23 protein-coding genes are annotated in these 19,011 nt (G+C 65.3%); 8 read left to right on the forward strand and 15 right to left on the reverse strand.

Annotation, left to right across the window (positions count from 1 at the left end):
• Window positions 1–21: 21 nt before the first annotated feature.
• From ILP92_RS14255 to ILP92_RS14320, 14 genes are all read right to left on the reverse strand, one after another.
• Window positions 22–417 (reverse strand): MAPEG family protein, encoded by a 396-nt coding sequence (locus ILP92_RS14255; RefSeq protein WP_198917083.1) that lies wholly within the window; start codon window positions 415–417, stop codon window positions 22–24.
• Window positions 418–666, reverse strand: a complete 249-nt coding sequence (locus ILP92_RS14260) for a DUF3303 family protein (protein ID WP_198917084.1) — start codon at window positions 664–666, stop codon at window positions 418–420. It lies immediately after the preceding gene.
• Between the two features lie 3 nt (window positions 667–669).
• Window positions 670–996 (reverse strand): hypothetical protein, encoded by a 327-nt coding sequence (locus ILP92_RS14265; RefSeq protein ID WP_198917085.1) that lies wholly within the window; start codon window positions 994–996, stop codon window positions 670–672.
• Window positions 993–2,564 (reverse strand): 2-oxoglutarate dehydrogenase complex dihydrolipoyllysine-residue succinyltransferase, encoded by a 1,572-nt coding sequence (gene odhB / locus ILP92_RS14270; protein WP_198917086.1) that lies wholly within the window; start codon window positions 2,562–2,564, stop codon window positions 993–995. Before odhB ends, ILP92_RS14265 begins: the two co-directional genes overlap by 4 nt.
• Window positions 2,565–2,568: 4 nt before the next feature.
• The gene (locus ILP92_RS14275; protein WP_198917087.1) at window positions 2,569–5,535 is read right to left on the reverse strand and encodes a 2-oxoglutarate dehydrogenase E1 component; all 2,967 of its coding nucleotides are present in this window, start codon (window positions 5,533–5,535) and stop codon (window positions 2,569–2,571) included.
• A 15-nt stretch (window positions 5,536–5,550) separates the two neighbouring features.
• Window positions 5,551–6,090, reverse strand: coding sequence for a DUF805 domain-containing protein (locus ILP92_RS14280; RefSeq protein WP_198917088.1), 540 nt, complete (start codon window positions 6,088–6,090; stop codon window positions 5,551–5,553).
• Window positions 6,087–6,548 carry a DUF805 domain-containing protein gene (locus tag ILP92_RS14285; RefSeq protein ID WP_198917089.1) on the reverse strand — a complete coding sequence of 154 codons (462 nt, stop codon included), beginning with the start codon at window positions 6,546–6,548 and terminating at the stop codon, window positions 6,087–6,089. The genes ILP92_RS14280 and ILP92_RS14285 overlap by 4 nt, the downstream gene beginning before the upstream one ends.
• A gap of 90 nt (window positions 6,549–6,638) precedes the next feature.
• A complete protein-coding gene (gene sucD / locus ILP92_RS14290) occupies window positions 6,639–7,523 on the reverse strand; it encodes a succinate--CoA ligase subunit alpha (protein WP_198917090.1) in 885 nt (294 codons plus the stop codon).
• A gap of 44 nt (window positions 7,524–7,567) precedes the next feature.
• Window positions 7,568–8,167 carry a hypothetical protein gene (locus tag ILP92_RS14295; protein WP_198917091.1) on the reverse strand — a complete coding sequence of 200 codons (600 nt, stop codon included), beginning with the start codon at window positions 8,165–8,167 and terminating at the stop codon, window positions 7,568–7,570.
• Window positions 8,164–8,463 carry a hypothetical protein gene (locus tag ILP92_RS14300; RefSeq protein ID WP_235971448.1) on the reverse strand — a complete coding sequence of 100 codons (300 nt, stop codon included), beginning with the start codon at window positions 8,461–8,463 and terminating at the stop codon, window positions 8,164–8,166. Before ILP92_RS14300 ends, ILP92_RS14295 begins: the two co-directional genes overlap by 4 nt.
• 44 nt (window positions 8,464–8,507) lie before the next feature.
• Window positions 8,508–9,701 (reverse strand): ADP-forming succinate--CoA ligase subunit beta, encoded by a 1,194-nt coding sequence (gene sucC / locus ILP92_RS14305; protein WP_198917092.1) that lies wholly within the window; start codon window positions 9,699–9,701, stop codon window positions 8,508–8,510.
• Between the two features lie 236 nt (window positions 9,702–9,937).
• Window positions 9,938–10,150, reverse strand: coding sequence for a hypothetical protein (locus ILP92_RS14310; RefSeq protein ID WP_198917093.1), 213 nt, complete (start codon window positions 10,148–10,150; stop codon window positions 9,938–9,940).
• Between the two features lie 581 nt (window positions 10,151–10,731).
• Window positions 10,732–11,694 carry a malate dehydrogenase gene (mdh, locus tag ILP92_RS14315; protein ID WP_198917094.1) on the reverse strand — a complete coding sequence of 321 codons (963 nt, stop codon included), beginning with the start codon at window positions 11,692–11,694 and terminating at the stop codon, window positions 10,732–10,734.
• A 136-nt stretch (window positions 11,695–11,830) separates the two neighbouring features.
• Complete coding sequence (locus ILP92_RS14320) at window positions 11,831–12,601, reverse strand: PRC-barrel domain-containing protein (protein WP_198917095.1); 771 nt, start codon at window positions 12,599–12,601, stop codon at window positions 11,831–11,833.
• Here ILP92_RS14320 and ILP92_RS14325 point away from each other — a divergent pair.
• Window positions 12,588–12,836, forward strand: a complete 249-nt coding sequence (locus tag ILP92_RS14325; protein ID WP_198917096.1) for a hypothetical protein — start codon at window positions 12,588–12,590, stop codon at window positions 12,834–12,836. The two genes, ILP92_RS14320 and ILP92_RS14325, sit on opposite strands and share 14 nt — an antisense overlap.
• Before the next feature lie 148 nt (window positions 12,837–12,984).
• On the opposite strand, the gene ILP92_RS14330 is transcribed toward ILP92_RS14325, so the two are convergent.
• On the reverse strand, window positions 12,985–13,299 hold the full coding sequence (locus ILP92_RS14330) for a hypothetical protein (protein ID WP_235971450.1): 315 nt from the start codon (window positions 13,297–13,299) through the stop codon (window positions 12,985–12,987).
• A gap of 177 nt (window positions 13,300–13,476) precedes the next feature.
• Between ILP92_RS14330 and ILP92_RS14335 the strand changes: the two genes are divergently transcribed.
• From ILP92_RS14335 to sdhA, 7 genes are all read left to right on the forward strand, one after another.
• Window positions 13,477–14,331 carry an HpcH/HpaI aldolase/citrate lyase family protein gene (locus ILP92_RS14335; RefSeq protein ID WP_198917097.1) on the forward strand — a complete coding sequence of 285 codons (855 nt, stop codon included), beginning with the start codon at window positions 13,477–13,479 and terminating at the stop codon, window positions 14,329–14,331.
• Window positions 14,332–14,334: 3 nt separating this feature from the next.
• The gene (locus ILP92_RS14340) at window positions 14,335–14,895 is read left to right on the forward strand and encodes an NnrU family protein (RefSeq protein ID WP_198917098.1); all 561 of its coding nucleotides are present in this window, start codon (window positions 14,335–14,337) and stop codon (window positions 14,893–14,895) included.
• 5 nt (window positions 14,896–14,900) lie between these two features.
• On the forward strand, window positions 14,901–15,101 hold the full coding sequence (locus ILP92_RS14345; protein WP_198917099.1) for a DUF1737 domain-containing protein: 201 nt from the start codon (window positions 14,901–14,903) through the stop codon (window positions 15,099–15,101).
• Complete coding sequence (locus ILP92_RS14350; protein ID WP_198917100.1) at window positions 15,098–16,129, forward strand: MaoC family dehydratase; 1,032 nt, start codon at window positions 15,098–15,100, stop codon at window positions 16,127–16,129. The genes ILP92_RS14345 and ILP92_RS14350 overlap by 4 nt, the downstream gene beginning before the upstream one ends.
• Window positions 16,130–16,345: 216 nt before the next feature.
• On the forward strand, window positions 16,346–16,729 hold the full coding sequence (sdhC, locus tag ILP92_RS14355) for a succinate dehydrogenase, cytochrome b556 subunit (protein WP_198917101.1): 384 nt from the start codon (window positions 16,346–16,348) through the stop codon (window positions 16,727–16,729).
• A 12-nt stretch (window positions 16,730–16,741) separates the two neighbouring features.
• On the forward strand, window positions 16,742–17,113 hold the full coding sequence (gene sdhD / locus ILP92_RS14360) for a succinate dehydrogenase, hydrophobic membrane anchor protein (RefSeq protein WP_198917102.1): 372 nt from the start codon (window positions 16,742–16,744) through the stop codon (window positions 17,111–17,113).
• Between the two features lie 19 nt (window positions 17,114–17,132).
• Window positions 17,133–18,935: a succinate dehydrogenase flavoprotein subunit gene (gene sdhA, locus ILP92_RS14365; RefSeq protein WP_198917103.1), complete on the forward strand. Its 1,803-nt coding sequence runs from the start codon at window positions 17,133–17,135 to the stop codon at window positions 18,933–18,935.
• Window positions 18,936–19,011 lie beyond the last annotated feature (76 nt).

The raw sequence follows: 19,011 nt of genomic DNA on the forward strand, positions 1-19,011 counted from the left end.
TTCCTTTTGGGCTGGCACGGGTCAGATCAGGGCAGCGACTATCATGATAACGGTCGCCGCCCAACCGCAACCCCAGATCAGCGACCGTCCGGGACGCCAGCCGAAGGCATAGGCGGGCACGTACGCGATGCGCGCGGCCAAGTAGATCCACGCGCAGGTCACCGTCAGGGCGCTGGACTGGCCGCTGACGGCGATGACCGTGCAGGCGATGCCGAACAGGATCAGGCCCTCGAAATGGTTGTCCAGCGCGCGGCCCAGACGGGCGGTCATGGTCGACATCTCGCGCGACGGCTCGCGGTCGCGGGCCGACATGGTGTAGCCCGGCCCCAGGTCGCGATTGGCGGGAATGGCGTAAAGGACGAACTGCACGCATTGCAGCAGCGCGGCCAGGGTCAGGACGGTAAGTTCGGGCGTCATTCAGGCGGTCCTGAGGTAATGCGCCTCGGTCCCGGTCAGGCTGTCGCGCAACCCGGTCTCCGAAGTCAGCCAGTCGGCCACCTTGCCCTGGTCGGACGCCTCGTAAAGGCCCCAAACGGTCGTCGTGCCGTCCTCGCGCCAGAGCTGCAGCTGGTTCAGCCCGGCCTGGTCGCGCCGCTCGGACGCGGCGTCATAGGCGGTGAGGAACGCATCGGCGTCCTTCGTGTCGAAGCGAATGAGTGCGTGCATGGTCTATCCTTTGCAAATCAGCGGCGCGGCCAGCACCGTGTCGGCATAACGCGCGCCCTGCGCTTCGGTTTGCGCGATCAGCTCGCTTTTCGGCGCGCCCACCCACCGGCAGCCCGACTGCACGTTGCGCCGCGCCAGCGCGATCCGCCCGTCCAGGCTGCGCGGCTGGGCCGGGTCGAACAGGAACAGGTGCCACCGCGCGCCGTCCCCGGCGCTGACGGTGGATTCCACGTGGCGCACGGTCACGCCGCGTTCGGGGGGCATGGCACAGGCCGACAGCGCCAGCAGCAGGGCGGTCCCTGCCGCACCCCGTATCGCTCGTTCGATCACAGGTCCATCAGCAACCGGCGGGGATCTTCCAGCGCCTCTTTCACGCGGACGAGGAACGTGACCGCGCCCTTGCCGTCGACGATGCGGTGGTCATAGCTGAGGGCCAGGTACATCATCGGCCGGATCTTGATTTCGCCACCCACGACCATGGGCCGGTCCTGAATCTTGTGCATCCCCAGGATCCCCGATTGCGGCGGGTTCAGGATGGGCGAGGACATGAGCGAGCCATAGACGCCCCCGTTCGAGATCGTGAACGTGCCGCCCTGCATCTCGGCCATGGACAGCTTGCCGTCGCGCGCCTTCGCGCCCTTTTCGGCGATGGCCTTTTCGATATCGGCGAACGACATGCTGTCGGCGTCGCGGATCACCGGAACCACAAGGCCCTGGGGCGTGCCGGCGGCGATGCCCATGTGGACGAAGTGCTTGTAGACCACATCGGTGCCGTCGATCTCGGCATTGACCTCGGGCACTTCCTGCAGCGCGTGGCAGCAGGCCTTGGTGAAGAACGACATGAAGCCCAGCTTCACGCCGTGCTTCTTCAGGAACAGGTCCTTGTACTCGTTGCGCAAATCCATGACCGCCGTCATGTCCACCTCGTTATAGGTGGTCAGCATGGCGGCGGTGTTCTGCGCTTCTTTCAGGCGCTTGGCGATGGTCTGGCGCAGACGGGTCATCTTCACGCGCTCTTCGCGGTCGGCATCCTGCGCGGGGCTGGCGGGCTTGGGCGCCGGGGCGCGCGCGGGCGCTTCGCCGCCAGACGGGGACTTCGCCTTCGCCACGTCTTCCTTCATCACGCGGCCGTCCTTGCCCGAGCCAGTGACCTCGTCGCGCGAAATCCCCTTCTCGGCCATGGCCTTCTTGGCCGACGGCGCGTCCTCCACGTCCGCGCCCTGCTGGCCGCCGGGCTTTTCGGTGGTCTCGGGCGTGCCTTCCTTTTCGGAATGGGCCCGGCCTTCGCCGCCACGGGTCATGGTGGCCAGCTTGCCGCCCGCTTCGACCGTGTCGCCTTCGCCCTTCAGGATCTTGCCCAGGACGCCCGCAGCGGGGGAGGGTACCTCGACGCTGACCTTGTCGGTCTCGAGCTCGCACAGCATTTCGTCGGCCTCGACGCTGTCGCCTTCGGACTTGAACCAGGTGGCGACGGTGGCCTCGGACACGCTTTCGCCCAGCGTGGGCACCATGACGTCGATCTCCTGGCCGTCCGCGCCGCCGTCACCGCCCGCGCCGCCGTCACCGCCCGCGTCGGCGTCTTCCTTGGGCGTGTCCGATCCCGAATACCCCTCCTTCGTCTCGGACCCGGAGGACGGTTTGGCATCGCCCGCATCCGCTTCCGCACCTTCGTTGATCTGCGCCAGAAGCGCATCGACGCCCACGGTGTCGCCTTCCTGCGCGACGATCTCGCCCAGGGTGCCCGCGGCGGGCGAGGGCACTTCGACCGTCACCTTGTCCGTTTCCAGCTCGCACAGCATCTCGTCCACCTCGACGCTGTCGCCGGGCTGCTTGAACCAGGTGGCGACGGTCGCCTCGGTTACGGATTCGCCCAAGGTGGGCACGCGTACTTCGGTCATTCTGTTATCCTTCCAGTCCCAGCGCGGCATTCACCAATGCGGCTTGTTGGGCTTTGTGTTGACTTGCAAGACCCGTGGCGGGCGACGCGGCGGTCTGGCGTCCGGCATATTCGGGACGGGTGTGACGCGCGTTGATCCGGCTCAGCACCCATTCGATGTTGGGCTCGACGAAGGTCCAGGCCCCCTGGTTCTTCGGCTCTTCCTGGCACCAGATCATCCGCGCGTCCTTGAAGCGCGACAGCTCCTTGACCAGCGAATGGGCGGGGAAGGGATAGAACTGCTCGACCCTCAGAAGATACACATCGTCCAAACCTTCTTCGTCGCGCTTTTCCAGCAGGTCGTAATAGACCTTGCCCGAGCACATCACGACGCGCTTGATCTTCGCATCTTCCTGCAGCTTCAGCTTCGAATTGCCCTCTTGCGCGTCGTCCCACAGGATCCGGTGGAAGCTGGATCCATCGGTCATGTCCTCGGCCCGGCTGATGGCCAATTTGTGCCGCAGCAGCGACTTGGGCGTCATCAGCATCAGCGGTTTGCGGAAACTGCGGTGCAGCTGGCGGCGCAGGATGTGGAAGTAGTTGGCGGGCGTGGTGCAATTGGCCACGATCCAGTTGTCCTGACCGCACATGGTCAGGAAGCGCTCCAGCCGGGCCGAGCTGTGTTCGGGACCCTGGCCTTCGTAGCCATGGGGCAGCAGACACACCAGGCCCGACATCCGAAGCCACTTCGACTCGCCCGACGATATGAACTGGTCGAACATGATCTGCGCGCCGTTGGCGAAGTCGCCGAACTGCGCCTCCCACAGGGTCAGCGCATTGGGCTCGGCCAGCGAATAGCCGTATTCGAACCCCAGCACCGCGTATTCCGACAGCATCGAGTCGATGACTTCGTATTCCGACTGGCCTTCGCGGATGTTGTTGAGCGGGTAGTAGCGTTTCTCGGTCTTCTGATCGACCAGCGCCGAGTGGCGCTGGCTGAACGTGCCGCGGCCGGAATCCTGGCCCGACAGACGCACCGGGTAGCCTTCGGTCAGCAAGGACCCGAAGGCCAGCGCCTCGGCCGTGGCCCAGTCGAAGCCTTCACCGGATTCGAACATCTTGCGCTTGGCTTCCAGAAGCCGGTCGACCGTCTTGTGCGTATTGAAGCCGTCGGGGGTCGAGGTCAGCGCGCGGCCGATTTCCTGCAAGGTCTCTTTGGGGATCGAGGTCTTGCCGCGCTGGTATTTCTCGCCCTGCTTGTTCAGGTGCGACCACTTGCCGTCCAGCCAGTCGGCCTTGTTCGGCTTGAAATCCTTGCCCGCTTCGAACTCGTCGCTCAGGAATTGCTGGAACTCGGACTTCATGTCCTCGATCTCGCCCTCGGGGATCAGCCCGTCGCGGACCAGGCGTTCGGAGTAAAGCGTCAGTGTCGTCTTCTGCTGCTTGATGGCCTTGTACATCTGCGGGTTCGTGAACATGGGCTCGTCGCCCTCGTTGTGGCCGAACCGGCGGTAGCAGATGATGTCCAGCACCACGTCCTTGTGGAACTTCTGGCGGAACTCGGTGGCGACCTTGGCGGCGTGAACCACGGCTTCGGGGTCGTCGCCGTTGACGTGGAAGATCGGCGCCTCGACCATCAGCGCGATGTCGGTGGGGTAGGGTGAGGTGCGCGAGAAGCTGGGCGCGGTCGTGAACCCGATCTGGTTGTTCACCACGATATGCATGGTGCCCCCGGTGCGGTGGCCCCGGATGCCCGACAGCTGGAAGCCCTCGGCCACGACGCCCTGGCCCGCGAAGGCCGCGTCGCCGTGCAGCAGCACCGGCAGCACCTTTTGGCGATCTTTGTCGCCCAGCTGGTCCTGCTTGGCGCGCGCCTTGCCTAGCACCACCGGGTTCACCGCTTCCAGGTGCGACGGGTTGGCGGTCAGCGACAGGTGCACGGTGTTGCCGTCGAATTCGCGGTCGTCGGACGCGCCCAAGTGGTATTTCACGTCGCCCGAGCCGTCCACGTCCTCGGGCTTGAAGCTGCCGCCCTGGAACTCGTTGAAGATGGCGCGGTAGGGCTTCTGCATCACGTTGGCCAGAACCGACAGGCGGCCCCGGTGGGGCATTCCGATGACGATTTCCTTCACCCCCAGCGCGCCGCCGCGCTTGATGATCTGCTCCATAGCAGGGATCACCGCTTCGCCGCCGTCCAGGCCGAAGCGCTTGGTGCCCATGTATTTCACGTGCAGGAATTTCTCGAAGCCCTCGGCCTCGACCAGCTTGTTCAGGATCGCGCGGCGGCCTTCCTTGGTGAAGGCGATTTCCTTGCCAAGGCCCTCGATCCGTTCCTTCAGCCAGCCGGCCTGTTCGGGATCCGAGATGTGCATGTATTGCAGCGCAAACGTGCCGCAATAGGTGCGCTTCACGATCGCCAGGATCTCGGTCAGGGTGGCGACTTCCAGGCCAAGGACCTTGTCGATGAAGATGGGCCGCGACATGTCGGCTTCGGAAAACCCGTAGGCCTTCGGGTCGAGCTCGGGGTGCTCGGACGTCTCGCGCAGGCCCAGCGGGTCCAGGTCGGCGGCCAGGTGGCCGCGGATCCGGTAGGCGCGGATCAGCATCAGCGCGCGCACGCTGTCCAGCACCGCGGTGCGCACCTGCGCCTCGGACACCTTCGCGCCCGTGGTTTCGGCCTTGTCCGCGATCTTCTTGGCCAGCGCCTTGCCGTCGGGCTTGGCCGCGGCATCGGCGGGCCACTGGCCGTCCAGCGCGGCGGTCAGATCGTCCGAGGGCTGCGGCGGCCAGTCGGCGCGCGCCCAGCTGGGTCCGGCCGCTTCGGCTGCGGCGGCGTCGGCATCGCCCAGCTGTTCGAAATATTCGCGCCAGCTTTCGTCCACCGCACCGGGATCTTCGGCGTAGCGGGCGTAGAGCTGCTCAAGATACGCGGCGTTGTGGCCTTGCGCGAAGCTTTCCGAGCGGAATTGGTCGTTTCTGGATTGATCGGTCATGGGAAATCCTTTCGATCAGGCAGATGGGGACGCGATATGCGATGGTGGTGGGCCATATTCGTTCGATGTGGGGTCGCTGGGACGCGTCAGCCACCATAAAACCAGCAGCGGCGACAGAAAGAAGATCACGATCGCGAGGCCGATCAGGATCGAGCTTCCGCTGGTGATGATGCCCGCGAAATCGCCCGCCAGCATGGTGTCGAAGCCAGAGACAAAGCCCATGAAGATGGTGATGCCGATGAGGACGATCAGCGGATACAGAAGGTGAAGACCCGAGCGCCCACTGTCATGCATCCGCCGCCAGCCCGCCGACAGGATCGGAACCAGGGTGACCAGCGAGAAGATCGCGGCAAGGGGTCCGTCCGATTCGTAGCTGATCTCGTTCGGCGCCACCTCGACCGGCGAAAAGCCGAAGATCATGCCGTCGAAGATGCCCGCCACGAAACTGCCCGCGAAGACGAACAGGGCGAACCACCAGTATTCCGGGCGCGATGCGCGGCCTGAGAAGGTGAAATACTTCGAGAAACAGATCCGGACGGCCTGGCTGAACGTCATGCGACCGCTCCGAGGTCTGGCGACGGGCCGTAGGCATTGGGACCACGCTCGGACGGCCGCGTGAGCCAATAGAGAAATACCACCGCGACGATCAACTGCACCACCAGCAGGATACCCGCCAGCAGGACGCTGCCGGTGTCGACCACCTGGGCGCCCGAATCCTCGCCTGTCAGGTTCGCGGCGGGCGCGATCCAGGCGAAGAGCAGCATGACGCCCAGCGGCACGAAGATATACCAGCCGGGCCGCCCGGTGTCCTGCAGGCGCCGGGCACCGGCGGCGGTCAACGGAACGATGACCAGCGCGACGTAGATCAGCTGCGCCCATTTCCCGATAATCCCGACGACCAGTCCGCACAGGAAATAGGCCAGGAAGAACCACCAGTATTCCGACCGCGATGCGCGCCCCGAGAAGGTCGCGTATTTCGACAGGCAGGTCCGGATTGCGGCGGCGGGCGTCATGTGACGCCGCCCAAACGCTGCGTTGGGCGCGTCATCTGAAGCGAAGTCGCCGGGCCGCGTCCTGATTGTCGGTGCTGTGACATGGCAGTCTTACTTTCCGATGGCTTCCAGCACGGCCTCGCCCAGCGTGGCGGGGCTGTCGGCCACGACGATTCCGCATTCCTTCATCTTTTCGATCTTCGATTCTGCGTCACCCTTGCCGCCCGCCACGATGGCGCCCGCGTGGCCCATGCGGCGGCCCGGGGGGGCGGTGCGGCCCGCGATGAAGCCTGCGGTGGGCTTCCAGCGGCCCTTCTTGCGCTCGTCGGCAAGGAACTGGGCCGCTTCCTCTTCCGCGGTGCCGCCGATCTCGCCGATCATGATGATGCTTTCCGTCTCGTCATCGGCCAGGAACCATTCCAGCACGTCGATATGCTCGGTCCCCTTGATCGGATCGCCGCCGATGCCCACGCAGGTGGACTGGCCAAGACCGACATCGGTAGTCTGTTTCACCGCCTCATAGGTCAGGGTGCCCGAGCGGCTGACCACGCCCACGCTGCCGCGCTTGTGGATGTGGCCGGGCATGATGCCGATCTTGCAGGCATCGGGGGTGATGACGCCGGGGCAGTTCGGCCCGATCAGGATCGTGTCGGTGCCCTCCAGCGCGCGCTTGACCTTCATCATGTCCAGCACCGGGATGCCTTCGGTGATGCAGCAAACCAGCGGGATGCCCGCGTCGATCGCTTCCAGGATACTGTCGGCCGCGAAGGGGGGCGGCACGTAGATCACCGACGCGTTGGCGCCGGTCGCGTGCACCGCCTCGTGGCACGAGTTGAACACCGGCAGATCCAAGTGGCTCTGCCCGCCCTTGCCGGGTGTCACGCCGCCAACCATCTGCGTGCCATAGGCAATGGCCTGTTCGGAATGGAACGTGCCTTGCGAGCCGGTGAAGCCCTGGCAGATCACCTTGGTGGTTTCGTCGATGAGAATGGCCATGGAATACGGATCCTTTTTGCTTCTTTATGGCGAGAAGCCGTTTATCAGATTGAACAGCCGACGCGCAGGGCTTCGGGCAGGGTTGTGTCGAGACAAGTCCGATCGTTTTGGGCGGTCAGGCGGGAAATGCGAAGCGTGGCAAGGCCATCGGTTAGGCGGTAATCGCCGGAGAGCAAAAACCGCGCCCCGTTTCCAATAAATCGTTCAGCACCTCCGATATCGACACGGCGATATCCGGCTGCCTCAAGGGTCGACGCGGCCCGGGCCAGCATTTCGCTGCCTCGCCCGCGCGCAAACCGGATCGTGCAGGGAAGGTCGGGCAGACGCTTGTTCACGACAAGGACCTCCGAGCCGCCAAGCGGTCCGCTGGGCGGTGACTGGACGGCATATCCAGTCTCGGCCGGGCCGGAGGTCAGCCCCGCAACGATGAAGACGTAGTCCTGCTTTCCAAGCTGGCGCAGGGCGGTCGGCCCCTCGAGTTCTGCACGGATGCATGCACGCGTTGCGGTCGCAACCTCGGTCCCGAGATCGAAGGCCCGGCGCTGAGCATCCGGCACGGCAACGGGGGCATCTCCCGGAGGGGCCGCACCCTGTGCGACGCAAGCCGACAGCGCGAGCAAAAGAAGCGGGATAGCTCTCTTCAAAACAGATGCTCCTGCTCGTCGACCGCCATGTCCAGCAGCCGCACCATCACCAGGCCTGCGCCCATGATTGCGAGTGTCCGGCCCAGGCTGCCGGTCATGTTCGACGGCAGAACCCGCGCAATCCCGTCGCGCGTCTTGCGGGCGGCGCGGCGCATTCCGCGGTCGCGGTGCGGCCGGTCGGGCCGCTCGGGCAGGCTCAGCGCCTTGGGGTGCCATTGGCGCAGCAGCAGGCCGGTGCCCAGAAGGGCTGCGCCAAGCAGGATGGGCGAGATTTCGGCGGGGGCACGGTCGGTCATCGGAACCTCTCTGGCGACCTTGAACTTTGGGACGGTCGGCGGGCCTAGCCCTTCACCGCCTTCACGATCTTTTCGGCGCCGTCCTTCAGGTTGTCGGCGGCGATGACGTTCAAGCCGGAGTTTTCGATGATTTCCTTGCCCTTCTCGACATTCGTACCTTCCAGGCGTACGACCAGCGGCACCTGCAGTCCGACTTCCTTGACCGCCGCGACCACGCCTTCGGCGATGACGTCGCAGCGCATGATGCCGCCGAAGATGTTGACCAGGATGCCTTTCACGTTGGGATCGGACGTGATGATCTTGAACGCCTCGGTCACCTTTTCCTTGGTGGCCCCGCCGCCCACGTCCAGGAAGTTCGCAGGCTCGGCGCCGTAGAGCTTGATGATGTCCATGGTCGCCATGGCCAGGCCCGCGCCGTTGACCATGCAGCCGATCTCGCCGTCGAGCGCGATGTAGTTCAGATCGTATTTCGACGCCTGCAGCTCTTTGGGGTCTTCTTCGGATTCGTCGCGCAGCTGGGCGATGTCCTGGTTGCGGTAAAGCGCGTTGCCGTCGAAGCCCATCTTCGCGTCAAGGCACTTCAGATCGCCCTTGTCGGTGACGATCAGCGGGTTGATTTCCAGCATTTCCATGTCCTTGTCGATGAACATGCCGTAGAGCTGTCCCATCAGCTTCACGCATTGCTTGACCTGCTGACCTTCCAGTCCCAGCGCGAAAGCGATGCGGCGGCCATGGAACGGCTGGTAGCCCGTGGCCGGATCGACGCTGAAGCTCAGGATCTTCTCGGGGGTCTCGGCGGCGACGGTTTCGATGTCCATGCCGCCCTCGGTCGAGCAGACGAAGCCCACGCGGCTGGACTGGCGGTCGACCAACAGCGCCAGGTAAAGCTCGGTCTCGATGCCCGATCCGTCCTCGATATAGACGCGGCCGACCTGCTTGCCCTCGGGGCCGGTCTGGTGCGTGACCAGGGTGCGGCCCAGCATCTTCTTGGCCTGCTCCGCCGCCTCGCTGACCGACTTTGCCAGCCGAACGCCGCCGCCTTCGCCGCTATCGGTTTCCTTGAACGATCCCTTGCCTCGACCGCCCGCGTGGATTTGTGCCTTCACGACCCAAAGCGGTCCATCCAGCTCACCCGCCGCGGTCTTCGCTTCCTCGGCGCGGGTGACGACCCGCCCGTCGCTGACCGGAGCGCCATGGTCGCGCAAGAGCGCCTTGGCCTGATATTCGTGGATGTTCATCGCACTGTCCTCGGTTTGACCATTTTGCGCACTTAGAACACGGCTCGGGCGGACTTCCAAACGGATTGGCGCTATAATCCGAGCAGCGCGCGGGAAAAGGGGAATGTGTGATCACAGCAATCAAAGGCGTGATCACAAAATGCCTGTTCGCCGATCACACCCTGAGGGTATTGCCATCGGCAGGCCGCTCACAGTTAGCCGAGGTTTCGCGCCACCGCTGCGGCATGATACGTTTCCTACAACTTCGCATAGGTCTCGTAGGCGTCGGGGTCGCGCTGCCACAGCTCCACCAGGTGCGCTTGCGACGGGATGTCTCCGCCGCGCTGGAACACCCGGATATCCTGGGCCTTGGGGCCGTGGAAATGGATGATCCGCGCGTCGGGATCGGTGCCCCAATAGGGCTTCCAGTTGTTTTCGAGCGGCAGGTCCGAATAGGCCAGGCGCCGCAACCTGTTGCCACGGGATCGACTGAAAAATGCGTTGAAACTTCCCTGGTCGTGCGGTGGATAGCGAAAATCCGTCGCCAGGCGCGCGCGGATCTGTCTGGTGAAAGCCGCTGTCGCTTGCGCAGGGCTGGGATGTTCATGACCAGGACGCCGCTGTTGAAGGCGCGGCGCTCGTCGCGGTCGCTTTCGGGCGCCGCCGCAAGCTGCCGGGGCGGCGACGGAACCGTGGGCGGGCCCAGGAACATCACATCCGTGCCGGTGTAAAGGACCAGGTCGTCGTCGCGCTCCAGCAGCGGAATATCGACGCGCAGCCAGTGTCCGATGAAGGTCTCCAAAGCGTCGCCATAACCCACGCGCAACGCATCCTCGAACGACGGTCGGTGACGGATCACGGTGACACCCAGCCTGTCGAGGATATTCAGGTGGTCGGGCGCGTCGCCGGAATAGACGCAATGGGGCTCTAGGTCAGTGTTCTCGCGGGCCGAGCCGACCGCCGCCGCGACTTGGGGCAGAGAGTTCCGGAAGCCCTGGGCGTTGAGGCAAAAATACCATTTCCGCACCATGCCCAAGGCTTGCCCGGTCGATCAGCTCAGGCTGTCGTCGATGCCCTTGCAGGCGTCGACCAGGCCTTTCACGGCGTCGACCGATTTGTCGAACATGGCCTGTTCGTCCTTGCCCAGCTTGATGTCCACGACCTTCTCGATGCCGTTCGCGCCGATGATGGTGGGCACGCCCACATACATGCCCTTCAGGCCGAATTCGCCGTCGCACCAGGCGGCACAGGGCAGCAGGCGGCGCTGGTCCTTCAGGTAGGATTCGGCCATCTCGATGGCGCTGGTCGCCGGCGCATAGAAGGCCGACCCGGTCTTCAGCAGGCCCACGATCTCGGCGCCGCCGTCGCGGGTGCGCTGGATGATCTCGTCCAGCTTGTCCTGGGTGGTCCAGCCCATCTTCACGAGGTCGGGCAGGGGGATGCCCGCCACGGTCGAATAGCGCGCCAGCGGCACCATCGTGTCGCCGTGTCCGCCCAGCACGAAAGCCGTGACGTCGCGCATGGAGACGTCAAACTCCAGCGACAGGAAGTGGCGGAAGCGCGCGCTGTCGAGCACGCCGGCCATGCCCACGACCTTCTGGTGCGGCAGGCCCGAGAATTCGCGCAGCGCCCAGACCATGGCATCCAGTGGGTTGGTGATGCAGATTACGAACGCATCCGGCGCGTGCGCGGCAATGCCTTCGCCCACCGATTTCATGACTTTCAGGTTGATGCCCAGCAGGTCGTCGCGGCTCATCCCCGGCTTGCGGGGCACGCCTGCGGTCACGATGCAGACATCGGCGCCCGCGATATCCTCGTAGGACGTGGTGCCCTTGAGATGCGCGTCGAACTTTTCCGACGGGCCGGATTCGGCGATGTCGAGCGCCTTGCCCTGCGGAACGCCGTCCGAGATGTCGAACAGGACGATATCGCCCAGTTCCTTGATGGCTGCGAGGTGGGCGAGCGTGCCGCCGATCTGTCCTGCGCCGATCAGCGCGATCTTGGGTCTGGCCATGGAAGTCTCCAGTGGTTGCTGAACTTGACGCGATGGGTAAGGCGCTTCGCTTGGCGGCGCAAGGGTGGCGGGACCGCGCAAATAAGAAGGGCCGCCCACGGTAAGTGGACGGCCCCCTTCGATCGTTGCGATACGATCAGTTCTGCGTTTCGGTCGTGGTCTCGCCTTCGCCTTCCATCGTCGCCGATCCGTCGGTCGCGCCTTCGACGGCCTGCTCGGCTTCGTTGGCAGCGCCTTCAACGGCCTGTTCGGCATCGTTGGCGACGTCTTCTGCAGCCTGACCGGCATCCGCGGCGGCGTCCGCGGCCTCGTTCGCCGCGTCCTCGGCGGCTTGCTCGGTTTCTTCCGCTGCCTGCTCGACGTCGGTGGCAGCTTCTTCTGCCGCCTGCTCGGTCTCTTCGGCCGCGGTCTCGGCGGTGGCTTCGGCCTCGTTCATGGCCTCGCCGGTTTCGGCGGCGGCATCCTCGGCCATGGCGCCTTCACCGGCACGGGTGAACTCGGGCGCGTTCTCGATCGCTTCCTGTGAGGCGTTGATCACCAGGAAATAATCGGTCGCATCGGCACCGCCGCGCACGATCTTGATCTGGTTCATGTCGACGGCCACGTCGCGCTCGCCCAGGCCCAGGAAGCCACCGATGCCCAGGATCACGACCTGGACCATGCCATCGGGGCTGAGGATCATGTCGTTGATCTCGCCCAGATCGTCCCATTCCTGCTGGGCGCCGGCCTCGATCGTGTCGCCGACCTCGGTCTCGGTCGCATAGATGCGCGCGCCCAGAAGGTCCGACGCGAACAGATCCGTCTGCGCTTCGACCTGGTAATCGGAAAACGCGCCGTCCATTGCGTGTTCGGCGGCCATGGCACCCGCGCTGCTCAGCGACAGGATGATTGCGGTGGTTGTCAGCATTCTTTTCATCGGTATTTTCCCTTCAGATGGGCGCGACATTCTGGCGCGCTTCATCAGCAATACGCAGACCGAACGCGCTTTGTTCCGGACTATGATGCAACCAGCTGGATCGCGCCGACGCGCTGTCGCCGAAAGGCGAAAAATGTCCTATGAAAAAGACTTAGGGAACTTTTCTGGAACCGACCGCAGCCGCGACTCCGGCCGTCCGGCTCGCCGGTATCCCGAAGGGCGCTAAGGGTCGGGCGCGGCGACTCTCTGGAGGAGTGATTGGCATTTCGCTCGGGGCGGCGGATGTAGCGCCGTAGCCCCGGGCGCACTTTTTTGGTCCTGACCTCCATGCCCCTAATCGTGACCGACGGCGGCCTGGTCTGAACAGGTCTGGCCTAGGCCGGGTCGCCCTGCGGCGGCAAGGCGTCGGCCGTCAGCTCGAAACTCTGGCCCGACGCGACGATGCAGCTGATGCCCGACGGCGCGGTCACGATCACCGTCCAGGATCCCGACGGCGCGGCGAAGGTTTCGACGACCTGGTTGTTGGCGGCCAGGCCGATGGACTGGCGCGATTCCGAGAACTCGGATGCGAGCTTTTCCAGCACCAGGTCCCGCGGCGCGCAATTGCTGCGCGCATGGGCCGGCCGCAGCACCATGGTCACGGCGATGGTGGCAAGAAACAGGGTCAGGACAATCTGCGATCTGGTCATGTGGCATACTCCGGGGAAGGGCAGGTTAGGCCCGGAAGCGTGCGCCCAGCCTAGCAAAATGAGGTTAAGCGACCGTTCGCAGGCAATATTCTGCATCGCGGCGAAAACCGGGTTGCGAAATCGATCCGATCCGTGGTCTGTGGCGACAGATTATTACCCCAGCTACGGGAGTGTCCCATGACCTCTGTCCTTCGCCCCTGGCGCTCGGTTCTCTACATCCCCGGCTCGAAAGAGCGCGCGCTGGAAAAGGCGCGCGGGCTCGACGTGGATGCGATCATCTTCGACCTGGAAGATGCAGTGGCGCCGGGCGAGAAGGCCGCCGCGCGGGCCACCTTGGCCGACGCGCTGGCGCAGGGCGGCTACGGCAGCCGGGCACGGCTGGTGCGCGTCAACGGCGGCGACACGCCCTGGGGCGCGGACGACCTGGCGGCGACGATGGACATGGCGCCCGACGCGATCCTTCTGCCCAAGGTCGACTCGGCGGCGCAGGTGGCGGCGGTGGCCGCGCAGCTCGACGCGCATCCGGGCTGCGGCGACGTGGCGATCTGGGCGATGATGGAAACCACGCGCGGCGTCTTCAACGCGGCCGAGATCGCGCAGGCCCCGCGCATGGGTGGCTTCATCATGGGCACCAACGATTTGGCGGCGGAACTGGGATGTGACACCGGCGGCGACCGGATGCCGCTGATGATGGCGCTGCAGACCTGCCTGGCCGCCGCGCGCATGGGCGGCATTCCCTGCGTCGACGGCGTGTTCAACGCGTTCAAGGACGACGACGGCCTGCGCGCCGAATGCCAGCAGGGCCGAGCGCTTGGCATGGACGGCAAGACGCTGATCCACCCCGCGCAGGTGGCGATCTGCAACGAGGTCTTCAGCCCGTCCGAAGCCGAAATAGACACTGCGAAACGCCAGATCGAAGCCTTCGAGCGGGCCGAGGCAGACGGGCAGGGCGTCGCCGTCCTGGACGGCAAGATCGTCGAGAATCTGCACGTGGCAACGGCCCGCAAGGTGCTGGCCAAGGCGGGGGCGTAGGCCATGGCGCTGCTGATCGTCGGACTGGCGCTGTGGGTCGCGGCCCATGTCTTCAAACGGGTGGCTCCCGACACCCGCGCCGCGCTGACCCAGAAGATGGGCCAGGCGTCGAAGGGCGTGTTCGCCGCCGTGCTGGTGGCGTCGGTGGTCCTGATCGTGCTGGGCTATCGCGCGGCGCCCTTCGTGCCGCTCTACACGCCGCCCGTATGGGGTGTGCACGTGGTGGACCTGGGCATGATCTTCGCCATCGCCCTGTTCGGGCTGGGCAGCTCCAAGTCGAACCTTCGTGGCCTGACGCGGCATCCGCAATTGTGGGGCTTCACGCTCTGGTCGGTGCTGCATTTGCTGGTCAACGGCGACCTCGCCTCGGCCATCATGTGGGGCACCTTCATCGTCTGGGCACTGGCCGAGATGCAGCTCATAAACTGGCGCGAGCCCGACTGGGTGCCCTACCAGGGCGGCTCGACCAAGGGCACGGTGCGCCTGCTGGTCATCTCGCTCGTGCTGTACGCAATCATTTCGGCCGTGCACGCCTGGCTGGGCGTCTGGCCTTTCCCGGGATAAGCCAAATGATCTATCGACTTCTGACCGGCGACGACAATTCCGCCTTTTGCCACAAGGTGTCCCAGGCGCTGTCGAACGGCTGGAGCCTTCACGGCGCTCCGTCCTATGCCTTCGATGCAGGCCACGGGGTCATGCGCTGCGCCCAGGCGGTCACCAAGGAAATCGACATTCCCTATTCGCCCGAGATGAAACTGGGGGATCAATGAGCTCCAAGACCAACCCGGGCCGCTTCTTCGAGGATTACAAGGTCGGCCAGGTGATCCGCCACGCGGTGCCGCGCACTTTGGGGCAGGGCGAGCGCGCCCTTTACCACGCGCTTTATCCCGCGCGGGGGGCGCTTTATTCGTCGGATGCCTTCGCGGCGTCCTGCGGCCTGCACGGCGCACCGCTCGACGACCTGATCGCGTTTCATACGGTGTTCGGCAAGACCGTGCCGGACGTGTCGCTGAACGCCGTGGCGAACCTGGGCTATGCCGAGGGACGCTGGCTCGCGCCGGTCTGGCCGGGCGATACGCTGGCATCGACAAGCGAAGTGATCGGGCTGAAGCAGAACTCGAACGGCAAGACCGGCGTGGTCTGGGTCCGCACCACGGGCCGCAACCAGCACGGCACGGACGTGCTGAGCTACGTGCGCTGGGTCATGGTGCGCAAGCGCGACGCCGCAGCGCCCGCGCCCGAGACCGTCGTCCCGCAGCTGAGCGATGCCGTCGCGCCGGGCGACCTGGTGATCCCCAAGGGTCTTTATTTCACCGGCTACGATTTCGAGCTGGCGGGCGAGCCGCATCGCCTGGGCGACTACCGGCCCGGCGAGGTGATCCACCATGTCGACGGCGTCACGATCGAGGAAGCCGAGCACATGCTGGCCACGCGCCTGTGGCAGAACACCGCCAAGGTGCATTTCGACGCGACCCATCGCCCGGACGGCAAGCGGCTGATCTATGGCGGGCACGTGATCAGCCTGGCCCGCGCGCTCTCCTTCAACGGGCTGGCCAACGCGCAGATGATCGTGGGGCTGAACGCGGGCGCCCACGCAAACCCCTGTTTCGCGGGCGACACGGTGCGCGCCTGGTCCGAGGTGCTGGATACCGCGAAGACCTCGGCCCCCGGCGTCGGTGCGATCCGTCTGCGGCTGGTGGCGACCAAGGGTGATGGCGAGGGGCTGAAGGACGGTGCGGGCAAATACCTGCCCCATGTCCTTCTGGATCTCGACTACTGGGCGCTCATGCCCGTCTGAGAGCGGCGGGATCCAGGTATTTGGAGAAAGGTGAAGCAGGCGTGCCGCGCCCCAAGGGGACGTGCCGCGCGTGTCGAAGCGCGCCAATCGCCCGGTTCGCGGCCATTGCGGCGAAATACCCCGGCCGTGGGCCGTGACAGTCCCGCCAAATGCGTTAGAACAGGTGCAGACCCGCCGGGAAAGCCGCCCGGGCCAGACACCATTGAAGGAGAGCCCATGGCCGACGTGAACCGTGGAAACCGACCGCTGAGCCCGCATATCCAGATCTATCGCCCGCAGCTGAACTCGATCACTTCGATCCTGACCCGGATCACCGGCAACGGCCTGATCGTCGGCGGTTTGCTGGTCACCTGGTGGCTGCTGGCGGCAGCATCCGGGCCCGAAGCGTTCGCGACCGCGAACGGTGTTCTGACCTCGTGGTTCGGCGATCTGGTCATGTTCCTGTCGCTTTGGGCGCTGTGGTATCACACGCTGGCCGGGGTGCGGCATCTGATCTGGGATACGGGCCACGGCCTTGACCTGCCCACCGCCGAAAAGCTGGGCTGGGCCTGCGTTGGCGGCTCGGTCGCCCTGACCATCCTGACCGCCCTGATCGTCTGAGGAGGCTGATCCATGTCCTACATGACCGACCGCAAGCGCGCCGAAGGCCTGGGATCCGCCAAGTCCGGCACCGACCATTTCTGGGCCATGACGAAAAGCTCGGTGGGCCTGCTGATCTTGGTGCCGCTGTTCATCTTCACCTTCGGCTCGGCGCTGGGCGGCACCTATGAAGAGGTCGTCGCCTACTACTCGAAGCCCTTCCCGGCCATCGTCGCCGGTCTGACCTTCGTCGTCGGCTGGGTCCACTTCAAGTCCGGCGCCCAGACGATGATCGAGGATTATTCCCACGGCACCGCGCGCCACGTGGCGATCATCGCCGTGACCTGTATCTCATACGCTGCCATCGCCGCCGGGCTCTTTGCCCTGGTGCAGCTGGCGCTTTAACTCCGAAAGGGCCTTTCGCATGGCTGCTTACGATTACACGACCCATGAATACGACGCCATCGTGGTGGGCGCGGGCGGATCGGGCCTGCGCGCCACGCTGGGCCTGGCCGAACAGGGCCTGCGCACCGCCTGCATCACCAAGGTGTTCCCGACCCGCAGCCACACGGTGGCCGCACAGGGCGGCATCGCGGCCAGCCTTGGCAACATGGGCGACGACCACTGGCAGTGGCACATGTACGACACCGTGAAGGGCAGCGACTGGCTGGGCGACACGGATGCCATGGAATACCTGGCCCGCGAGGCCCCGAAGGCGGTCTACGAGCTGGAGCATTACGGCGTGCCCTTCAGCCGGACCGAGGACGGCAAGATCTACCAGCGCCCCTTCGGCGGCCACACCACCAAGTTCGGCGAGGGGCCCCCGGTGCAGCGCACCTGTGCCGCCGCCGACCGGACCGGCCACGCGATCCTGCATACGCTCTATGGTCAGTCGCTGAAGAACGACGCCGAGTTCTATATCGAATACTTCGCCATCGACCTGATCATGTCCGAAGACGGCGTGTGCCAGGGCGTCGTGGCCTGGTGCCTGGAAGACGGCACCATGCATGTCTTCAACGCCAAGCAGACGGTGCTGGCGACGGGCGGTTACGGCCGCGCCTATTTCAGCGCCACGTCCGCGCATACCTGCACCGGTGACGGCGGTGGCATGGTGGCGCGCCAAGGCCTGCCGCTGCAGGACATGGAATTCGTGCAGTTCCACCCCACCGGCATCTACGGCGCGGGTTGCCTGATCACCGAAGGCGCGCGGGGCGAGGGCGGATACCTCACCAACTCGGAAGGCGAGCGGTTCATGGAGCGCTACGCGCCGACCTACAAGGATCTGGCGTCGCGCGACGTGGTCAGCCGCTGCATGACCATGGAAATCCGCGAAGGCCGCGGCGTGGGCAAGGATGGCGATCACATCCACCTGAACCTGAACCACCTGCCGAAAGAGGCGCTGCACGAGCGCCTGCCGGGCATCAGCGAATCCGCCCGGATCTTCGCCGGCGTGGACGTAACGAAAGAGCCGATCCCGGTCCTGCCCACCGTGCACTACAACATGGGCGGCATCCCCACGAACTATATGGGCGAGGTGCTGAACCCGACCGAAAGCGACCCCGACCGCATCGTGCCCGGCCTGATGGCCGTGGGCGAAGCGGGCTGCGCGTCGGTCCACGGCGCCAACCGGCTGGGATCGAACTCGCTGATCGACCTGGTGGTCTTCGGCCGCGCCGCCGCGATCCAGGCGGGCAAGACCGTGGACCGCGAAGGCGCGAACCCCAAGCTGAACCAGTCCAGCGTCGACGCCGCCTTTGACCGGTTCGACGGGCTGCGCCATGCCAAGGGCGACACCTCGACCGCCGAGCTGCGGCTCGAGATGCAGAAGACCATGCAGCAGGACGCCGCCGTGTTCCGCGCCGACGACACCCTGGCCGAGGGCGTGGAGAAGATGGAAAAGGTGGCCGACAAGCTGGACAATATCAGCGTCACCGACCGCAGCCTGATCTGGAACAGCGACCTGATGGAAACGCTGGAGCTGACCAACCTGATGCCCAACGCGCTGGCCACCATCGTCAGCGCCGAGGCGCGTAAGGAAAGCCGCGGCGCCCACGCCCAGGAAGACCATCCCGACCGCGACGATGAGAACTGGCGCAAGCACACGCTGGCCTACGTCAATGGCGGCGTGCGGCTGGACTATCGCCCGGTGCACCTGAACCCGCTTCTGGGCCACAACGAAGGCGGCATCGACCTGGACAAGATCAAGCCCAAGACGCGGGTCTACTGAGCAGGGGCGCGCATTCGGGTTTGGTGATCCGGGCGCGCCGCGCTACCCTTCGCGGGATCGGTCGCGCGTGAGGGCC

The organism is Palleronia pontilimi (assembly GCF_016412875.1).
Classification (GTDB): domain Bacteria; phylum Pseudomonadota; class Alphaproteobacteria; order Rhodobacterales; family Rhodobacteraceae; genus Palleronia; species Palleronia pontilimi.

Excerpts from the sequence above, each read along its gene's own strand:
- odhB (WP_198917086.1), bottom strand. The coding sequence starts at position 2,564 with ATGACCGAAGTACGCGTGCCCACCTTGGGCGAATCCGTAACCGAGGCG.
- ILP92_RS14275 (WP_198917087.1), bottom strand. The coding sequence starts at position 5,535 with ATGACCGATCAATCCAGAAACGACCAATTCCGCTCGGAAAGCTTCGCG.
- ILP92_RS14285 (WP_198917089.1), bottom strand. The coding sequence starts at position 6,548 with ATGACGCCCGCCGCCGCAATCCGGACCTGCCTGTCGAAATACGCGACC.
- sdhC (WP_198917101.1), top strand. The coding sequence starts at position 16,346 with ATGGCCGACGTGAACCGTGGAAACCGACCGCTGAGCCCGCATATCCAG.
- sucD (WP_198917090.1), bottom strand. The coding sequence starts at position 7,523 with ATGGCCATTCTCATCGACGAAACCACCAAGGTGATCTGCCAGGGCTTC.
- ILP92_RS14345 (WP_198917099.1), top strand. The coding sequence starts at position 14,901 with ATGATCTATCGACTTCTGACCGGCGACGACAATTCCGCCTTTTGCCAC.
- ILP92_RS14255 (WP_198917083.1), bottom strand. The coding sequence starts at position 417 with ATGACGCCCGAACTTACCGTCCTGACCCTGGCCGCGCTGCTGCAATGC.
- ILP92_RS14335 (WP_198917097.1), top strand. The coding sequence starts at position 13,477 with ATGACCTCTGTCCTTCGCCCCTGGCGCTCGGTTCTCTACATCCCCGGC.
- ILP92_RS14300 (WP_235971448.1), bottom strand. The coding sequence starts at position 8,463 with ATGACCGACCGTGCCCCCGCCGAAATCTCGCCCATCCTGCTTGGCGCA.
- sdhA (WP_198917103.1), top strand. The coding sequence starts at position 17,133 with ATGGCTGCTTACGATTACACGACCCATGAATACGACGCCATCGTGGTG.
- ILP92_RS14330 (WP_235971450.1), bottom strand. The coding sequence starts at position 13,299 with ATGACCAGATCGCAGATTGTCCTGACCCTGTTTCTTGCCACCATCGCC.
- mdh (WP_198917094.1), bottom strand. The coding sequence starts at position 11,694 with ATGGCCAGACCCAAGATCGCGCTGATCGGCGCAGGACAGATCGGCGGC.
- sdhD (WP_198917102.1), top strand. The coding sequence starts at position 16,742 with ATGTCCTACATGACCGACCGCAAGCGCGCCGAAGGCCTGGGATCCGCC.
- ILP92_RS14280 (WP_198917088.1), bottom strand. The coding sequence starts at position 6,090 with ATGACGTTCAGCCAGGCCGTCCGGATCTGTTTCTCGAAGTATTTCACC.
- ILP92_RS14260 (WP_198917084.1), bottom strand. The coding sequence starts at position 666 with ATGCACGCACTCATTCGCTTCGACACGAAGGACGCCGATGCGTTCCTC.
- sucC (WP_198917092.1), bottom strand. The coding sequence starts at position 9,701 with ATGAACATCCACGAATATCAGGCCAAGGCGCTCTTGCGCGACCATGGC.
- ILP92_RS14320 (WP_198917095.1), bottom strand. The coding sequence starts at position 12,601 with ATGCTGACAACCACCGCAATCATCCTGTCGCTGAGCAGCGCGGGTGCC.
- ILP92_RS14350 (WP_198917100.1), top strand. The coding sequence starts at position 15,098 with ATGAGCTCCAAGACCAACCCGGGCCGCTTCTTCGAGGATTACAAGGTC.
- ILP92_RS14340 (WP_198917098.1), top strand. The coding sequence starts at position 14,335 with ATGGCGCTGCTGATCGTCGGACTGGCGCTGTGGGTCGCGGCCCATGTC.